The sequence below is a fragment of the Stenotrophomonas sp. 22692 genome, from assembly GCF_052045015.1.
Classification (GTDB): domain Bacteria; phylum Pseudomonadota; class Gammaproteobacteria; order Xanthomonadales; family Xanthomonadaceae; genus Stenotrophomonas; species Stenotrophomonas geniculata.
This window is the reverse complement of sequence record NZ_JBQEMR010000043.1, coordinates 14,728-30,332: the sequence shown is the minus strand read 5'-3', so window position 1 is coordinate 30,332 and position 15,605 is coordinate 14,728. Positions and strand designations below refer to the sequence as shown.

Below are 15,605 nucleotides of genomic sequence, written 5' to 3'. Positions count from 1 at the left end.
CCCCCCCCCCCCCCCCCCCCCCCCCCCCCCCCCCCCCCCCTCCCCCCCCCCCCCCGCTACCCGTTTATTTCCCGGATTCCTCGCGCTCCTGCACCTGCGCCTGGCGCAGCTCCTGTTCGGAAGCACGCAGCGCCTTCACGTCCAGCTTGCGGATGCTGTTGATGAAGCACGGCATGCGCGGGCCGCCGGTGGGGTCGCGCACCAGCACCTTGTCAAAGCGCGCCGAGACACGGTTCATCTGGCTGGTCAGGCCGATGGCGGTGGCATACGGCAGGTCCTGGCAGGGGCCTCTCAGCTCCAGCAGGTAGGCCTCGCTGGGTCGCGTCCACACCGCCAGCGCGCTGTCACCCAGCTCGGTCCAGCCATTGAGGGTGCCGAAGAACTGCATGTCGTTCTGCGGCGCACCGGCGTGGGCACGGTAAAGGTCAAGCTTCTCGGCGCTGCTGAGCCGGCCGGTGGTGGCACAGGCGGCCAGGGCCAGGCAGAGGCCGGCCAGCAGAAGCGGGGTCTTCATGGCGATCTCCTCGGGGAACTGTCGCCATCATGCGCCTGGCCTGGCAATGCCGGCGCGACGGCCGACGGCCCCATTCAGGCGCCGGTCGGCGGTCGACCAGGGTCGACCTCTGCCAAAGCGGGTCCAGAACGTCGGATTCCGGTAGTCGCCAACCTTGGTTGGCGCTTGCCCTGCAGGAGCAGCCGACCAAGGTCGGCTTCTACCAGAGTCCGTCCGACCGCTCAGACGTCGGCGTGGGCCAGTGCATGCAGGCGCCCTTCGCGCAGTTCCAGCACCCGGTCCAGGCGACGCGCCAGGCTGCGGTCATGGGTTACCAGCACCAGGCTGGTGTGACGTGCACGATTCAGCTCCAGCATCAGCTCGAACACCGTTGCAGCCGTGCGGTCATCCAGGTTGCCGGTCGGCTCGTCACCGAGCACGCAGGCCGGATGATTGACCAGTGCCCGCGCCACCGCAGCACGCTGGCGCTCACCACCGGACAGCTCGCCCGGCTTGTGGTCCAGGCGATGGCCGAGGCCGACCGCTTCCAGCAGCGTGGTGGCCCGGCTGCTCGCTTCTGCGACCGCAGTGCCAGCCAGCAGTACCGGCATCATCACGTTTTCCAGCGCGGTGAACTCCGGCAGCAGGTGATGGAACTGGTAGACGAAGCCCAGCGCCTGGTTGCGCAGCAGGCCGCGCGCGGTGTCCGACAGCGCCGACATGCGCTGGCCGGTCACATAGACCTCGCCGGCGGTGGGAATGTCCAGGCCACCCAGCAGGTGCAGCAGCGTGCTCTTGCCGGCGCCGGAGGCACCGATGATCGCCACCGTCTCGCCGGCGGTCACGGTCAGGTCCAGGCCATCGAACACCGGGGTCTGCATGCGCCCTTCGGCGTAGGTCTTGCCCAGTGCTTCGGCGCGGATCACTTCATCGCCGCGGTTGAAGACCTTATTCATAACGCAGGGCCTCCGCCGGCTGGGTGCGTGCTGCCCGCCAAGCGGGGTACAGGGTGGCCAGGAAGCTCATCAGCAGCGCGACCACGGTGATCGCCACCACGTCGCCGGTCTGCATGTCGGTCGGCAGGCCGGTGATGTAGTACACATCCTCCGGCAGCAGCTTGACGTTGAAGACGCTCTCGATGGCGCCGAGGATGCGCTCCAGGTTGAGGGTCAGGGTAATGCCGCCGATCAGGCCGGCCAGCGTGCCGAAGATACCGATCAGCGAACCCTGCACCATGAACACCTGCATCACCCCGCCAGGAGTCAGGCCAAGGGTGCGCAGGATGGCGATGTCGGCCTGCTTGTCGGTCACCAGCATGACCTGCGAGGACACCAGGTTGAAGGCACCCATGGCGATGATCAGCGACAGCAGGATGCCCATCACCACCTTCTCCATGCGCAGCGAGTGGTAGAGGTTGGCGTTCTGCTGGGTCCAGTCACTCACGCGGTAAGCACCGCCGAGGCTCTGCGCCAGGTCCACGCCCACTTCCAGCGAGCGGTCCATGTCGTGCAGTTTCAGCCGCACGCCGGTGGCACCATCGCTGCGCAGCACGCGCTCCAGGTCCTGCATGTTGGCAAAGCCGACGCCACGATCGACCTCGTTGTAGCCGGCCTCGAAGATGCCGCTGACGGTGAAGCGTTTCATCCGTGGCACCGCGCCGGCGGGCGTGCCCTGCACTTCGGCAAAGGTCACCAGTACCTGGTCGCCGACGTCCACGTCCAGCCAGATCGCCAGCTCCTTGCCCAGCAGCAGGTTGAAGCTGCCTGGCTTGAGGCTGTCATAGCTGCCCTTGGTGACCTTCTTGTCGATCACCGAGACTTTCGGCTCCAGCGCCGGATCAATGCCCTGGATGATCGCCCCCTGCACGCGCGGGCCGCTGATCATCGACTGGATCTCGATGTAGGGTGCGGCACCGGCCACGCGCGGGTCCTTGCGGGCGACGTCCACCACGCGCATCCAGTCCGGCATCGGCTCGCCGTCGCGGCTGATGGTGGCGTGCGCGGTCATCTGCAGCAGGCGGCTGCGGATTTCCTTCTGGAAACCGCTCATGACGGCCAAGGTGGTGATCAGCACCGTCACGCCGAGCGCGATGCCCAGGATCGATGCCATCGAGATGAAGGAGATGAAGCCGTTGCGGCGCTTGGCGCGCAGGTAGCGCAGGCCGATCGCCACGGGAATGGGTTTGAACATGCAGGCACGCCAGTCAATTCAGCTTATGGTGCCATCGACCGGGGCTGACGGGAAACGCTGCGTGCGGCGACGGCCAGTCGCAGTTCACGTCGCTGCCCGGAATCGAGCACATCCGGCCAGAACAGCAGGCGCCGGCGGCGCCGATCCTCACGCCAGAGCAACAGCAGCCAGGGGCCGCGCACGACCAGTTGTGGTGCATCGACGTCCTGCCCGGCCACCTGCAGCGGCTCGGACGGTACCGGCAGAAGCACCTGCACGCGTGGCCTGCGCTGGCGCCAGGCCAGTTCGGCCAACCCGATGCCCCAGGCCAGCAACACCGCGGGAATCAACAGCCGCGGCGGCAGATCCGATGCGCGCAGCAGCCAGGGTGCGGCCAGCAGCACCGCCAGCTGGGCGGCGGCCTGCAGCCGCGAGGGGCGCCACTCAAGGCTTGAGGGCGAGGATCTTCTGCATGAGGGGGATCGCGTGCGCATGCGGGCAGGCCTCATAACCCATGAACCAGCGCCACAACTTATCGTCCTCGCAGTCGAGCAGGAACAGGAAAACCTCGCGCTCTTCGGTCGGCGCAGTGCTCCATTCGTGGTCGAGGTAACGGCCGAACAGCTGGTCCAGCTCGCGCATGCCGCGGCGGCAGCGCCAGCGCAGCTTCTTCAGCAGAACGTCTTCTTCCATCGTGCTTCTCCAGACACAGCAAAGCCACGCATGGCGTGGCTCTACTGGGGTCATGCAACTACCCTGCGCCGTATCAGGCGCGGCGTTCCATCATCAGCTTCTTGATCTCGGCGATCGCCAACGCCGGGTTCAGGCCCTTCGGGCAGGTCCGGGCGCAGTTCATGATGGTGTGGCAGCGGTACAGCTTGAACGGATCTTCCAGGTCGTCCAGGCGCGCACCGGTGTCCTCATCGCGCGAATCGATGATCCAGCGGTAGGCCTGCAGCAGGATCGCCGGGCCCAGGTAACGCTCGCCGTTCCACCAGTAGCTCGGGCAGCTGGTCGAGCAGCAGGCGCACAGGATGCACTCGTACAGGCCGTCCAGCTTCTTGCGGTCTTCCGGCGACTGCAGGCGCTCGCGGTCCGGCGGTGCCGGGGTCTGGGTGCGGATCCACGGCTTGATCGAGGCGTACTGCGCGTAGAAGTGGGTCAGGTCCGGAACCAGATCCTTGACCACGTTCATGTGCGGCAGCGGGTAGATCGGCACTTCCTTCTTGCCGCAGTCCGAGATGGCTCGGGTGCAGGCCAGGGTATTGGTGCCGTCGATGTTCATCGCGCACGAACCACAGATACCTTCGCGGCAGGAGCGGCGGAAGGTCAGGGTCGGGTCGATCTCGTTCTTGATCTTGATCAGGGCGTCCAGGACCATCGGGCCACAGGCGTCCAGATCGACTTCATAGGTATCGGTGCGCGGGTTGCTGTCGTCGTCCGGACTCCAGCGGTAGATCTTGAAGGTGCGCACGTTCTTGCCGCCGTTCTTGACGGGGAAGTGCTTGCCCTTCGTGATCTTGGAATTCTTGGGGAGTGAAAACTCGGCCATGGCTGCTCTCGTTGGCTCAGGCGGCCCGCGCCCTTGGGCGCGGATTGCATGGTAGGCGGGGTCGGATCAGTACACGCGCGGCTTCGGCGGCACCACGGACACGTCGTCGGTCAACGTGTACATGTGCACCGGACGGTAGTCGAAGCTGCACTTGCCCTTCTCGTCGACGCTGACCAGGGTGTGCTTCTGCCAGTTGACGTCGTCGCGGTCCGGGAAGTCCTCGTGCGCATGCGCGCCGCGGCTTTCCTTGCGCTGTTCGGCCGAGTTGATCGTCGCCACCGCGTTGAGCAGCAGGTTGTTCAGCTCGTAGGTCTCGATCAGGTCCGAGTTCCACACCAGCGAACGGTCGGAGACCTTCACGTCCTGGAACGAATCGAAGATCTTGTCCATCTTCTCGCAGCCTTCCTTCAGCGTCTGGCTGGTGCGGAAGACGGCGGCATCGGCCTGCATGGTGCGCTGCATGCGATCGCGGATGACCGAGGTCGGGGTATCGCCGTTGGCGTGGCGCAGCTTGTCCAGCAGGCCCAGCGCCTTGTCGCAGGCATCAGACGCCAGCGGCTTGTGCGATGCGCCCGGCTTGATGGTCTCGGCGCAGCGGTTGGCGACCGCACGACCGAACACCACCAGGTCCAGCAGCGAGTTCGAACCCAGTCGGTTGGCGCCGTGCACGGAGACGCAGGCCGCTTCACCGATCGCGTACAGGCCCGGCACTACGGCATTGTCGTTGTCGCCGACCTTCTGCACCACTTCGCCGTGGTAGTTGGTCGGGATGCCGCCCATGTTGTAGTGCACGGTCGGGATGACCGGGATCGGCTGCTTGTGCACGTCGACGCCGGCGAAGATGCGGGCGCTTTCGGCGATGCCCGGCAGCTTGTCGTCGATCACGCCCGGGCCGAGGTGGGTCAGGTCGAGCAGGATGTGATCCTTGTGCTCGCCGACGCCGCGGCCTTCGCGGATCTCGATGGTCATCGAACGGCTGACCACGTCGCGCGAGGCCAGATCCTTGTAGTGCGGTGCATAGCGCTCCATGAAGCGCTCGCCACTGCTGTTGCGCAGGATGCCACCTTCACCGCGGACACCCTCGGTGATCAGGCAGCCGGCGCCGTAGATGCCGGTCGGGTGGAACTGCACGAACTCCATGTCCTGCATGGCGATGCCGGCACGCATGGCCAGGCCGCCACCGTCGCCGGTGCAGGTATGCGCCGACGTGGCGCTGAAGTAGGCACGGCCGTAGCCGCCGGTGGCCAGCACCACGCCCTGGGCGCGGAACAGGTGCAGCGTGCCATCGGACATGTCCAGGGCCAGCACGCCGCGGCAGGCGCCTTCCTCGTCGAAGATCAGGTCGAGCGCGAAGTACTCGATCATGAAGCGCGCGTCGTGCTTCAGCGACTGCTGGTACAGGGTGTGCAGCATCGCATGACCGGTACGGTCGGCCGCCGCGCAGGTACGCTGCGCCGCCGGGCCTTCACCGTACTTGGTGGTCATGCCACCGAACGGACGCTGGTAGATCTTGCCTTCGGCGGTGCGCGAGAACGGCACGCCGTAGTGTTCGAGCTCGATGATGGCCGGGATGGCCTCACGGCACATGTATTCGATGGCGTCCTGGTCGCCCAGCCAGTCCGACCCCTTGATGGTATCGAAGAAGTGGTAACGCCAGTCGTCCTCGCCCATGTTGGCGAGTGCGGCCGAGATACCGCCCTGGGCGGCAACGGTGTGCGAACGGGTCGGGAAGACCTTGGTCAGGCACACGGTCTGCAGGCCCTTGGCGGCCAGGCCGAACGTGGCGCGCAGGCCGGCGCCGCCGGCGCCGACCACGACCATGTCGTACTTGTGTTCGGTGATCTTGTAAGCGGACATCTAATCTGGATTCCTGTGTTGGTGCCTGGGCTCAGGCAACGCCGAGGGCGATGCGGCCCACCGCAAACACACTGACGATCATGCCGAGCACGGCGACAAACTTCACCGCGGTCTGCAGCACCAGGGCCAGCAGCGATTCGTGGATGTAGTCTTCCAGCACGACCTGCATGCCGAGCTGCGCGTGCCAGAACATGGCGATCAGCAGGCCGATCAGCGGCACTGCGTTCCACGGCTTGGCCACGGCGGCGGCGGCGGTCGCGTAGTCCGAGCCCAGCAGGCCCAGCACGAAGACCAGGAACCAGATGCCCAGCACCACGAGCGCGGCGGCGGTCAGGCGCTGGTGCACGAAGTGCTCTGTACCGGTCTTGGCCGAGCCAAGGCCGCGCACGTTCTTCAGCGGGGTACGGAACTTGCTCACGCGGCACCTCCGAACATCACATAGGCCCACACCAGCAGGGTGATCACCAGGCTGCCGGTGACCGACAGCCAGCTGCTGCGGATGAAGGCGGGGATGCTGAAGCCGATGGCGAAGTCCTGCACCACGTGGCGGATGCCATTGCACAGGTGATAGGCGAACGACCATGTCCACGCGAACAGGAACACGCGGCCATACCAGGCCCCGGCATGGCCGGTGAAGCAGTTCCAGGACTCGGGCCCCATCATCAGGGCCAGCAGGCCGGCGGCGATGATGAGGGCACCAACAGACAGAAAGACGCCAGTGGCTCGATGCAGGATCGAGGTGGCCATCTGAATCTGCCAGCGATACACCTGAAGGTGCGGGGAAAGTGGGCGTTGTCTGGTCGCCATTCGCTGGGCTCGTTGTCTCGGCTGGGCGGCACACGGCCGCGTTGGCTCAATGCTGATCAGAAATCGATGCAGCGTCCGTTTTTCTCCCAATCGCCATACCGCACCGGATCAAGTCCGCCGCGGCCGCCGAATTCCTCTGCTTTTTCCTGTTCCACGGGCACGGGTGCCGCGGGGACCAGCGGGGCTTCAGATTCGTCGTCGGGAGTGGGGGTTGTTTGGCCTATCATGTTCGGTCTCGCAACGCACAAATTTTAGACCTCGTTCACGTGCCTGACAACCTGCCCCCTGCTTTCGTCGGATATCCGCGCCTGCCCGGCCACCAGTTGCTGAGCCTGCAGGGCACGGATGCGGCCGTTTTCGCCCACGCCCAGTTCAGCGGCGACGTCACTGCCCTGCCCCTGCTGCACTGGCAGTGGAGCGCCTGGCTGAGCGCAAAAGGCCGCACCCTGGCGGTGTTCCAGCTGCTTCGGCTGGCCGACGACCACGTGATGCTGGTGCTGGCCGACGGCGATGCCGATGCGATTGCGTCGCAACTGCAGCGCTTCGTGTTCCGTCGCAAGGTGAAGGTGCAGGTGCGCAGCGATCTGGCGGTGGCCGGCGCCTTCACCGCGCCCGAAGCCGCCAGCAACGCCGCGATTGCGCACGCCGCAGCGGCCGGCTGGGAACTTGACCTGGGCAGCGATGCGCTGCCGCGCACCCTGCGCATTGGCGCAGCTGATGCATTTGCCGCCGGCAGCGAAACCGATGAGGCCGCTTTCGCCCTGGCCTGGCGCCAGGCCGACCTGCGCTACGGGTTGCCGCGACTGGAAGAAAGCCAGCGCGAAGTGTGGACCCCCCAGCAGCTGGGCCTGGACCGCCTGAACGGCTACAGCGTGAAGAAGGGCTGCTATCCCGGCCAGGAAATCGTCGCGCGCACCCACTTCCTCGGCAAGGCCAAGCGCGCGGTGCAGCTGCTGCATGCCGCAGCACCGGCGCAGGCCGGCGATGGCGTACAACAGGACGGCGCAGCGCTGGGCACGATTGCCAGCGTGGCCGGTGAACTGGCGCTGGCGGTGCTGCCGCTGGAGGCCAGCGACGCCGAGCTGCAGGTGGGTGGTGCGGTGGCGCAGCGTGTGCCGCTACTGGATGGATTGGCGCGCTGAGGTTCACGCCGGGCACGGCCCGGCGCTACCGCCGCCATGGTGGGTGCGGACCGTTGGTCCGCACCGCAACGAAGCAGCCGAGCGTGGGTTCGGCTACAGAGTCAGAGCCGCTCGCCGGTTTCCGGGTTGAAGAAATGCAACCCCTGCGGGTGGATCGCCACGCGGATCTGCTCGCCCACCGCCGGCAGCGCCTGCGGCGCCACGCGCATGGTCAGCGCATGCTGGCCACTGCTGAGGTTGACGAAGATCTCGTTGCCGACCGGCTCAATGCCTTCGATGCGCGCAGTGAACGCATGCGCATCATCGGCGGCCGCCGGCTGCAGGTGCTCCGGCCGCACGCCCACCGCGATCGGCTTCTGCAACCACGCCGGATCGATCGTGGCCTGACCCAGCGGTGCACGCCATTCGCCGTCGACCACGGTCACGCCACCGGCATCGCCCTGCAGCGTGCCACGCAGCACGTTCATCGCCGGGCTACCGAGGAAACCAGCCACGAACAGGTTGGCCGGGCGGTCGTACAGCGCCATCGGCGTATCGATCTGCTGGATGATGCCGTCCTTCAGCACCACGATGCGCTGGCCCAGGGTCATCGCTTCAACCTGGTCGTGCGTCACGTAGATCATGGTGGTGCCCAGCTTGCGATGCAGCTGCGCGATTTCGGTGCGCACGCTGTGGCGCAGCTTGGCATCCAGATTGGACAGCGGTTCGTCGAGCAGGAACACCGCCGGCTCGCGCACCAGCGCCCGGCCCAGCGCAACACGCTGGCGCTGGCCGCCGGACATCGCCTTGGGGAGCTTGTCCATCATCTCCGTCAGGCCCAGCGTCTGCGCCGCTTCGGCGATGCGCTTGTCGATGGTCGCCTTGTCATGCCCGCGCAGCTTCAGGCCGAAGGCCAGGTTCTCGGCCACGGTCATGTGCGGATACAGTGCGTAGCTCTGGAACACCATCGCGATGTCGCGATCCTTCGGCGCCACGTCGTTGACCACGCGATCACCGATGGTCAGCGTGCCGCCGCTGATTTCTTCAAGGCCAGCCACCATCCGCAGCAGGGTCGACTTGCCACAGCCGGACGGACCGACCAGCACCATCAGCTCGCCATCGGCGACCTCGAAGCTGGCGTCCTTCACCGCGACCTGGCCGTTGTCATAGACCTTGCGCACACCCTGCAACTGCACTTTTGCCATATCACCTATCCGGTCCGCCCGAAGCCGGGCTGTCTTTTGGGACTGCCTCGGCCCTCCCGATGGCAGTGATGATTGCGCGCTTGCCGCATGACGGCGAGCACTGCAATCGAATACAGTTGCCCATTCTGCCATGTAAACGTTTTCACGTGGCACTATCCGATGATCGGTGCGCACCGATCTGCGTCGGCGGTGGAACGAAGCTTCCGCCGCGGCAGTGGTTTCGAATGGAACGGTCTTCCGCCACCCCGGAGATCGCCCCTGACGAGCCTCGGACAGGCAGTTGCGCGGATGTCCCCCGAACCCAGCCATGAAGCGATTGACAACGATGTCACCCGGATCTGAAACTCGAGCGATGCACGACACCCTCTTCCTGTTCGGTGCCACAGGTGATCTGGCCCAGCGCTACCTGTTCCCTTCGCTGCTTCGCTTGCTTGGCGACGGCCTGCTGCCGGAGGACTTCCGTATCCGTGCGCTGGCCCTGTCCGGGCATGACACCGAAGCCTTCCATGACATCCTGCGCCCGCGCCTGCAGCAGGCCATGCCGATGGCCACGCAGGACGACATCAGTGCCCTGCTGCGCCGCATCGACTACCGTTCGGTCGACCTGCGCGACGTCGACTCGGTTGCCGCCGCGGTCTCCGACCTGGTGCACCGCAAGTGCGTCAGCTACCTGGCCATCCCGCCGGGTCTGTACATCTCCACCTGCGAAGGCCTGGCCAAGGGCGGCGCACTTGCCGCACCGGCACGCCTGATGCTGGAGAAGCCGATCGGCAGCGACAGCGAGAGCGCCGAGGAGATCATCTCTACCATCGGCCAGTGGATCGACGAGGACCGCGTGTTCCGCCTCGACCACTACCTGGGCAAGGCGGCAGTGCAGAACCTGATCGCGCTGCGCTTCGGCAATACGCTGCTGGAGGCAGTGTGGAACCGCAACTACATCGAATCGGTGCACATCCTGGTGGCCGAGAGCGAAGGCGTGGATGGCCGCGACGCCTACTACGCCCGCTCCGGCGCGCTGCGCGACATGGTGCAGAGCCACATCCTGCAGCTGCTGTGCATGGTGGCGATGGAACCGCCGGCGTCGCTGGAAGCCGACCGCATCCGCGACGAGAAGGTCAAGGTGCTGCGCGCCCTGCGTCCGCTTGATGCCAAGCACGCCGCGCGTGACAGCATCCGCGGCCGCTACACCGCCGGCACCATCAACGGCCAGCCGGCACAGGCCTACCAGCCGCCGGAAGGCAGCGACGTGGAGACCTTCGCCGGTGTCACTGCGCACATCGACAACTGGCGCTGGAGCGGCGTGCCGTTCCACCTGGTCACCGGCAAGCGCCTGCCCGAGCGCACCACCCGCGTGGTGGTCACGCTGAAGCCGGTCACCCACTGGCTGTTCGAGCGCCCGCAGCGCGCGCAGGCCGCACCAAACCGCCTGGTGTTCCAGCTGCAGCCGCAGGAAAACATCGAACTGGGCCTGATGAGCAGCCTGGCCGGCCCGGAATGGGGCGCGCTGGAACTGCACCCGCTGGAGCTGGAGCTGTCGGTGCCGACCGGCCTGCACCGCCGCATCGCGTACGAGCGCCTGTTCCTGGATGCGTTCAACGGCAACCACACGCTGTTCGTGCGCGATGACGAAGTGCGCGCCGCCTGGGCGTGGATCGACAGCGTGGCCGATGCCTGGAAGGACGCCAAGCTGCCGCTGGAGCCCTACCCCGCCGGCCAATGGGGCCCGAGCAATGCGGGCGAGTTCCTGCCGCAGGGCGTGGACGCGCCGGACAGCGGAGCCTCGGCATGAGTGCCAGCTCGCAGCCGGTGCTGGTCGCCGACATCGGCGGCACCAACGCCCGCTTCGCCCTGGCCGACACCTCGCAGGACGCACCGCTGCAGAAGGACAGCATCCGCGAGTACGCGGTGGCGGAGTTCCCATCGCTGGGTGATGCCGCGCGCCACCATCTGGAACAGATCGGCGCCACCGCCAGCCGCGGCGTGTTCGCAGTGGCCGGTCGCGTTGATGGTGACGAAGCGCGCATCACCAACCATCCGTGGGTGATCTCGCGCAGCCGCACCGCAGCGATGCTCGGGTTCGACGAACTGCACCTGATCAACGATTTCGCCGCACAGGCGATGGCGATTTCACTGCTGCAGCCCGATGACGTGGTCCAGGTCGGTGGTGCCGCCTGGGTGCCGGGCAAGCCGGGCCAGCCGCGCAACTACGCGGTGATCGGTCCGGGCACCGGCCTGGGTGTCGGTGGCCTGATCCTGCGCCACGGACGCTGCTATCCGCTGGAAACCGAAGGCGGCCATGTCAGCTTCCCGCCGGGAACCCCGGAGGAGATCCGCATCCTGGAAATCCTGTCCGAGCAGTTCGGCCGCGTCTCCAACGAGCGACTGATCTGCGGCCCCGGCCTGGTCAACATCCATCGCGCGGTGTGCGAGATGGCCGGTATCGATCCCGGCCAGCTGCAGCCGGTGGACGTGACCGCCCGTGCCCTGCATGGCGATCCGCAGGCAATGCGCACCGTGGACGTGTTCTGCGCGGTGTTCGGCGCCATTGCCGGCGACCTGGTACTGACCCAGGGTGCCTGGGATGGCGTGTTCCTGACCGGTGGTCTGACTCCGAAGATGCTCGATTCGCTGCAGCACTCTGGTTTCCGCCAGCGCTTCGAACACAAGGGGCGGTTCTCTTCGATCATGGCGCGCGTTCCCTCGTTGGCCGTGATGCATCCCCACGCCGGATTGCTGGGCGCCGCCGCCTATGCCGCCGACGCCGAACGTGACGCACCTGGAGTTGCCGCATGAGTCCCACCTTCCACGACGACCGCATCGAGTTCATCAGCCACGGCGATGCCGATGGCTGGATCGAGGCAGTGGCCGCCGAGATGGCGCAGACCCTCAACCACGACATCAACGAAGTGGGCCGCGCCCGCATCCTGTTGTCCGGCGGCACCACGCCGGCGCCGGTCTACCAGGCGCTGGCCGAGTTGGACGTGCACTGGGACCGGGTGGAAGTGAGCCTGGCCGACGAGCGCTGGCTGTCGCCGCAGGATCGCGACAGCAACGCCTGGCTGGTGCGCGAGCACCTGCTCAAGCGCGCCGAAGGTGCGCATTTCGATCCGCTGGTACGGATCGGAAAGCCGCTGCCGGAATGCGTTTACACCGCCAACCTGCAGGCCCAGCACAGCCAGCCGCCGAGCCTGGTGGCACTGGGCATGGGCAACGACGGCCACACCGCCTCGCTGTTCCCGGGCTCGAAGGACCTGGCCCGCGCACTGGAAAGCACCCTGCCCTACGCGGCACTGGACGCCACCGGCTGCCCGGGCGCGAACCAGTGGCCGCTGCGCATCACGCTGACCCCGCACGGGCTGGGCCAGTGCCGCCAGCGCCTGCTGCTGCTGCGCGGCAAGCAGAAGCTGCAGGTGCTGCGCCAGGCGCTGGACAGCAACGACGCCCAGCAGTACCCGATCCTCAATGCAATCAACCTGGACGGCGCGCGCCTGCGCGTGCACTGGGCTGATTGATGTCGGCGGCGGCGCCGCGCCGCCGCTTGCCTCTCGCCACCACGAACGCCGGTAGCCAATGAGCCTCCATCCGCAACTGCAAGCCATCACTGAGCGTGTCATCCGCCGCAGCGCCGCCTCGCGTGCCGCCTATCTGGCCGCGATCGATGCCTCCCTGCGTGAGGGCCCGTTCCGCAGCCGCCTGAGCTGCGGCAACCTCGCCCACGGATTCGCCGCCTGTGGCGGCACCGACAAGAGCCGCCTGCGCGGTGGCGTGACGCCGAACCTGGGCATCATCACCGCCTACAACGACATGCTGTCGGCGCACCAGCCGTTCGAGACCTATCCCGAGCAGATCCGCGAGATCGCCCGCGAGCTGGGCGCCACCGCACAGGTGGCCGGCGGCGTGCCGGCGATGTGCGACGGCGTCACCCAGGGCCGAGGCGGCATGGAACTGTCGCTGTTCTCGCGCGATGTGATCGCACAGGCGACCGCCATCGGGCTCAGCCACGACATGTTCGACACCACCGTCTACCTCGGGGTGTGCGACAAGATCGTGCCGGGCCTGCTGATCGGCGCACTGGCCTTCGGCCACCTGCCGGCGGTGTTCGTGCCGGCCGGCCCGATGACCCCGGGCATTCCGAACAAGCAGAAGGCCGAAGTGCGCGAACGCTACGCCGCCGGCGAAGCCACCCGCGAAGAGCTTCTGGAAGCCGAGTCCGCGTCGTACCACGGCGCTGGCACCTGCACCTTCTACGGCACCGCCAATTCCAACCAGGTGCTGCTGGAAGCGATGGGCGTGCAGCTGCCGGGTGCGTCGTTCGTCAACCCGGGCACGCCGCTGCGTGATGCACTGACCCGCGAAGCCACCGAACGTGCGCTGGACATCACCGCGCTGGGCGATGACTTCCGTCCGCTGGGCCGGATCATCGACGAGCGCGCGATCATCAACGCGGTCATCGCGCTGATGGCAACCGGTGGGTCGACCAATCACACCATCCATTGGATCGCCGTGGCACGCGCCGCCGGCATCGTGCTGACCTGGGACGACTTCGACGAGCTGTCGCAGCTGATCCCGCTGCTGGCCCGCGTCTATCCGAACGGCGACGCCGACGTGAACCGCTTCGCTGCGGCCGGCGGCCCGGCGTTCGTGTTCGGCGAGCTGATCAAGGCGGGCCTGATGCACGGCGACCTCGTGAGCGTCGCGCGTGGCGGCATGGCCGACTATGCGCGCGAGCCGCAGCTGCGCGACGGCCAGCTGGTCTATCTGCCGGGCCTGGAACGCAGCGCCGATGACGAAGTAGTGCGCGGTGTCGACAACCCGTTCGAACACCAGGGCGGCCTGCGCCTGCTGCGCGGCAACCTGGGCAAGTCGCTGATCAAGCTGTCGGCGGTGAAGCCGCAGTACCGCACGATCGAAGCACCGGCGGTGGTGGTGGATGCACCACAGGTTTTGAACAAGCTGCACGCCGGTGGCCTGCTGCCGCAGGATTTTGTGGCGGTGGTGCGATACCAGGGCCCGCGTGCGAACGGCATGCCCGAACTGCATTCGCTGGCGCCGCTGCTGGGCCTGCTGCAGAACCAGGGCCGGCGTGTGGCACTGGTCACCGACGGCCGCCTGTCCGGCGCCTCGGGCAAGATTCCGGCGGCGATCCACGTGACGCCGGAAGCGGCGCGCGGTGGCCCGCTGGCCAAAGTGCGCGAAGGCGACATGATCCGCCTGGATGGCGAGGCCGGCACGCTGGAAGTGCTGGTGGATGCGGCGGAATGGGCAGCACGTCCGCTGGCGCCGAACACCGCGCCGGCCGCGCATGACCTGGGCCGCAATCTGTTTGCGATCAACCGTCGCATGGTGGGTCCGGCGGACCAGGGGGCGATTTCGATTTCGTGTGGGCCGGCGGCGGCCGATGGTGGGCCGTGGGATTACGACGCGGAGTACGAGCTGGGACATGATGCCGCGGCGGCGGCGGCACCGCATGAGGCGAAGGACGCCTGAAGCGAAAAGCCGCGGCAGGCTTCCCGGCCTGGGCAGTAGAGCGCCCTGGCCGGGACACGCCGTAAACCCATCCATGGGGGCTCGATCGCGGCATCCATGCCGCTCACGGTCCCGGCCAGGGCGCTCTACTGCCCTTGGACAATTCCCGGCGCGTCATCTGCGCTGCGGCCACTGAATCAAGAAGAGCAAAGGCAAGGGCAAAAGCATGGGTATCGAACAACATCAGGTGAAGGCGGCGGAGCTGTTGCATGCGGCGGGCATCCTGCCGGTGGTGACGATTCATACGCTGGACCAGGCGCGGGCGGTCAGTGCGGCGCTGCTGGAAGGTGGCCTGCCGGCCATCGAGCTGACGCTGCGGACACCGGTGGCGATGGAAGCGCTGGCGATGCTCAAGCGCGAGCTGCCGGATGTGGTGGTGGGCGCGGGCACGGTGCTGACCGTGGATCAGATGCAGCAGTCGATCGATGCGGGCGCGGACTTCCTGGTGACGCCTGGTACGCCGCCGGCGCTGGCCGATGCATTGGCCGCTGCGCCGCTACCGGTGGTGCCGGGTGCGGCCACGCCGACCGAGCTTCTGTCGCTCTATGCGCGCGGCTTCCGCGTGTGCAAGCTGTTCCCGGCCACGGCCGTGGGTGGCCTGGCGATGATCAAGGGCCTGGCCGGCCCGGTCGCCGACCTGAAGCTGTGCCCGACCGGCGGCATCACCGAAAACACCGCCGCCGAGTACCTCGAACAGAAGAACGTGGTCTGCATTGGTGGTTCGTGGATGGTGCCGGGCAACTGGATCGCCGGCGGCGAATGGGACAAGGTGCGCGCCAGCGCCGCTGACGCCGCGAAGATCATCCAGCGCGTTCGCGGCCACTGAGCCCAACGCAGCTGTAGAGCCGAGCCCACGCTCGGCTCCACTCCAGCGG

The 15,605-nt window shown here is 67.1% G+C and carries 17 protein-coding genes; 6 read left to right on the top strand and 11 right to left on the bottom strand.

Annotated features, from left to right (window positions below; all coding sequences use genetic code 11):
* Positions 1-64: 64 nt before the first annotated feature.
* The 10 genes from ACTJJM_RS18875 to ACTJJM_RS18830 all read right to left on the bottom strand — a co-directional run bounded on the left by ACTJJM_RS18875 (position 65) and on the right by ACTJJM_RS18830 (position 7,105).
* Positions 65-514, bottom strand: coding sequence for a DUF6491 family protein (locus tag ACTJJM_RS18875; protein ID WP_019338334.1), 450 nt, complete (start codon positions 512-514; stop codon positions 65-67).
* A 221-nt stretch (positions 515-735) separates the two neighbouring features.
* Positions 736-1,449, bottom strand: coding sequence for a lipoprotein-releasing ABC transporter ATP-binding protein LolD (gene lolD, locus ACTJJM_RS18870; RefSeq protein WP_005409083.1), 714 nt, complete (start codon positions 1,447-1,449; stop codon positions 736-738).
* Complete coding sequence (locus ACTJJM_RS18865; protein WP_440865878.1) at positions 1,442-2,683, bottom strand: lipoprotein-releasing ABC transporter permease subunit; 1,242 nt, start codon at positions 2,681-2,683, stop codon at positions 1,442-1,444. Before ACTJJM_RS18865 ends, lolD begins: the two co-directional genes overlap by 8 nt.
* A gap of 23 nt (positions 2,684-2,706) precedes the next feature.
* A complete protein-coding gene (locus ACTJJM_RS18860; RefSeq protein ID WP_043402567.1) occupies positions 2,707-3,156 on the bottom strand; it encodes a hypothetical protein in 450 nt (149 codons plus the stop codon).
* The gene (locus tag ACTJJM_RS18855) at positions 3,107-3,355 is read right to left on the bottom strand and encodes an FAD assembly factor SdhE (RefSeq protein ID WP_005409080.1); all 249 of its coding nucleotides are present in this window, start codon (positions 3,353-3,355) and stop codon (positions 3,107-3,109) included. The genes ACTJJM_RS18860 and ACTJJM_RS18855 overlap by 50 nt, the downstream gene beginning before the upstream one ends.
* 73 nt (positions 3,356-3,428) lie before the next feature.
* On the bottom strand, positions 3,429-4,214 hold the full coding sequence (locus ACTJJM_RS18850) for a succinate dehydrogenase iron-sulfur subunit (protein WP_005409079.1): 786 nt from the start codon (positions 4,212-4,214) through the stop codon (positions 3,429-3,431).
* Between the two features lie 66 nt (positions 4,215-4,280).
* A complete protein-coding gene (gene sdhA, locus ACTJJM_RS18845) occupies positions 4,281-6,071 on the bottom strand; it encodes a succinate dehydrogenase flavoprotein subunit (protein WP_010484342.1) in 1,791 nt (596 codons plus the stop codon).
* 31 nt (positions 6,072-6,102) lie between these two features.
* On the bottom strand, positions 6,103-6,489 hold the full coding sequence (sdhD, locus tag ACTJJM_RS18840) for a succinate dehydrogenase, hydrophobic membrane anchor protein (protein WP_005409077.1): 387 nt from the start codon (positions 6,487-6,489) through the stop codon (positions 6,103-6,105).
* Positions 6,486-6,878, bottom strand: a complete 393-nt coding sequence (sdhC, locus tag ACTJJM_RS18835) for a succinate dehydrogenase, cytochrome b556 subunit (RefSeq protein WP_005409076.1) — start codon at positions 6,876-6,878, stop codon at positions 6,486-6,488. The genes sdhD and sdhC overlap by 4 nt, the downstream gene beginning before the upstream one ends.
* A gap of 56 nt (positions 6,879-6,934) precedes the next feature.
* On the bottom strand, positions 6,935-7,105 hold the full coding sequence (locus ACTJJM_RS18830) for a DUF1674 domain-containing protein (RefSeq protein WP_005409075.1): 171 nt from the start codon (positions 7,103-7,105) through the stop codon (positions 6,935-6,937).
* Positions 7,106-7,144: 39 nt separating this feature from the next.
* On the opposite strand from ACTJJM_RS18830, the gene ygfZ reads away from it, so the two are divergent.
* Complete coding sequence (gene ygfZ, locus ACTJJM_RS18825) at positions 7,145-8,020, top strand: CAF17-like 4Fe-4S cluster assembly/insertion protein YgfZ (RefSeq protein WP_010484337.1); 876 nt, start codon at positions 7,145-7,147, stop codon at positions 8,018-8,020.
* Positions 8,021-8,121: 101 nt separating this feature from the next.
* Here the strand turns inward: ygfZ and ACTJJM_RS18820 are convergent, their stop codons facing one another.
* A complete protein-coding gene (locus ACTJJM_RS18820; protein WP_010484335.1) occupies positions 8,122-9,204 on the bottom strand; it encodes an ABC transporter ATP-binding protein in 1,083 nt (360 codons plus the stop codon).
* A gap of 352 nt (positions 9,205-9,556) precedes the next feature.
* Here ACTJJM_RS18820 and zwf point away from each other — a divergent pair, with 352 nt between their 5' ends.
* The 5 genes from zwf (at position 9,557) to eda (ending at position 15,556) form a co-directional block, all read left to right on the top strand.
* On the top strand, positions 9,557-10,993 hold the full coding sequence (zwf, locus tag ACTJJM_RS18815) for a glucose-6-phosphate dehydrogenase (protein ID WP_010484333.1): 1,437 nt from the start codon (positions 9,557-9,559) through the stop codon (positions 10,991-10,993).
* A complete protein-coding gene (glk, locus tag ACTJJM_RS18810) occupies positions 10,990-11,997 on the top strand; it encodes a glucokinase (RefSeq protein ID WP_010484331.1) in 1,008 nt (335 codons plus the stop codon). Before zwf ends, glk begins: the two co-directional genes overlap by 4 nt.
* Complete coding sequence (gene pgl, locus ACTJJM_RS18805) at positions 11,994-12,716, top strand: 6-phosphogluconolactonase (protein ID WP_010484329.1); 723 nt, start codon at positions 11,994-11,996, stop codon at positions 12,714-12,716. Before glk ends, pgl begins: the two co-directional genes overlap by 4 nt.
* 58 nt (positions 12,717-12,774) lie before the next feature.
* A complete protein-coding gene (gene edd / locus ACTJJM_RS18800) occupies positions 12,775-14,691 on the top strand; it encodes a phosphogluconate dehydratase (protein WP_010484327.1) in 1,917 nt (638 codons plus the stop codon).
* A 205-nt stretch (positions 14,692-14,896) separates the two neighbouring features.
* Positions 14,897-15,556: a bifunctional 4-hydroxy-2-oxoglutarate aldolase/2-dehydro-3-deoxy-phosphogluconate aldolase gene (eda, locus tag ACTJJM_RS18795; protein WP_010484325.1), complete on the top strand. Its 660-nt coding sequence runs from the start codon at positions 14,897-14,899 to the stop codon at positions 15,554-15,556.
* The last annotated feature ends 49 nt before the right edge of the window (positions 15,557-15,605 follow it).

Bases quoted from the DNA above. Each gene is read 5' to 3' on its own strand.
- eda (WP_010484325.1), top strand. From the start codon at position 14,897: ATGGGTATCGAACAACATCAGGTGAAGGCGGCGGAGCTGTTGCATGCG.
- sdhC (WP_005409076.1), bottom strand. From the start codon at position 6,878: ATGGCGACCAGACAACGCCCACTTTCCCCGCACCTTCAGGTGTATCGC.
- ACTJJM_RS18855 (WP_005409080.1), bottom strand. From the start codon at position 3,355: ATGGAAGAAGACGTTCTGCTGAAGAAGCTGCGCTGGCGCTGCCGCCGC.
- ACTJJM_RS18830 (WP_005409075.1), bottom strand. From the start codon at position 7,105: ATGATAGGCCAAACAACCCCCACTCCCGACGACGAATCTGAAGCCCCG.
- sdhA (WP_010484342.1), bottom strand. From the start codon at position 6,071: ATGTCCGCTTACAAGATCACCGAACACAAGTACGACATGGTCGTGGTC.
- ACTJJM_RS18865 (WP_440865878.1), bottom strand. From the start codon at position 2,683: ATGTTCAAACCCATTCCCGTGGCGATCGGCCTGCGCTACCTGCGCGCC.
- edd (WP_010484327.1), top strand. From the start codon at position 12,775: ATGAGCCTCCATCCGCAACTGCAAGCCATCACTGAGCGTGTCATCCGC.
- ACTJJM_RS18820 (WP_010484335.1), bottom strand. From the start codon at position 9,204: ATGGCAAAAGTGCAGTTGCAGGGTGTGCGCAAGGTCTATGACAACGGC.
- ACTJJM_RS18860 (WP_043402567.1), bottom strand. From the start codon at position 3,156: ATGCGCACGCGATCCCCCTCATGCAGAAGATCCTCGCCCTCAAGCCTT.
- ACTJJM_RS18875 (WP_019338334.1), bottom strand. From the start codon at position 514: ATGAAGACCCCGCTTCTGCTGGCCGGCCTCTGCCTGGCCCTGGCCGCC.
- pgl (WP_010484329.1), top strand. From the start codon at position 11,994: ATGAGTCCCACCTTCCACGACGACCGCATCGAGTTCATCAGCCACGGC.
- zwf (WP_010484333.1), top strand. From the start codon at position 9,557: ATGCACGACACCCTCTTCCTGTTCGGTGCCACAGGTGATCTGGCCCAG.
- glk (WP_010484331.1), top strand. From the start codon at position 10,990: ATGAGTGCCAGCTCGCAGCCGGTGCTGGTCGCCGACATCGGCGGCACC.
- ACTJJM_RS18850 (WP_005409079.1), bottom strand. From the start codon at position 4,214: ATGGCCGAGTTTTCACTCCCCAAGAATTCCAAGATCACGAAGGGCAAG.
- lolD (WP_005409083.1), bottom strand. From the start codon at position 1,449: ATGAATAAGGTCTTCAACCGCGGCGATGAAGTGATCCGCGCCGAAGCA.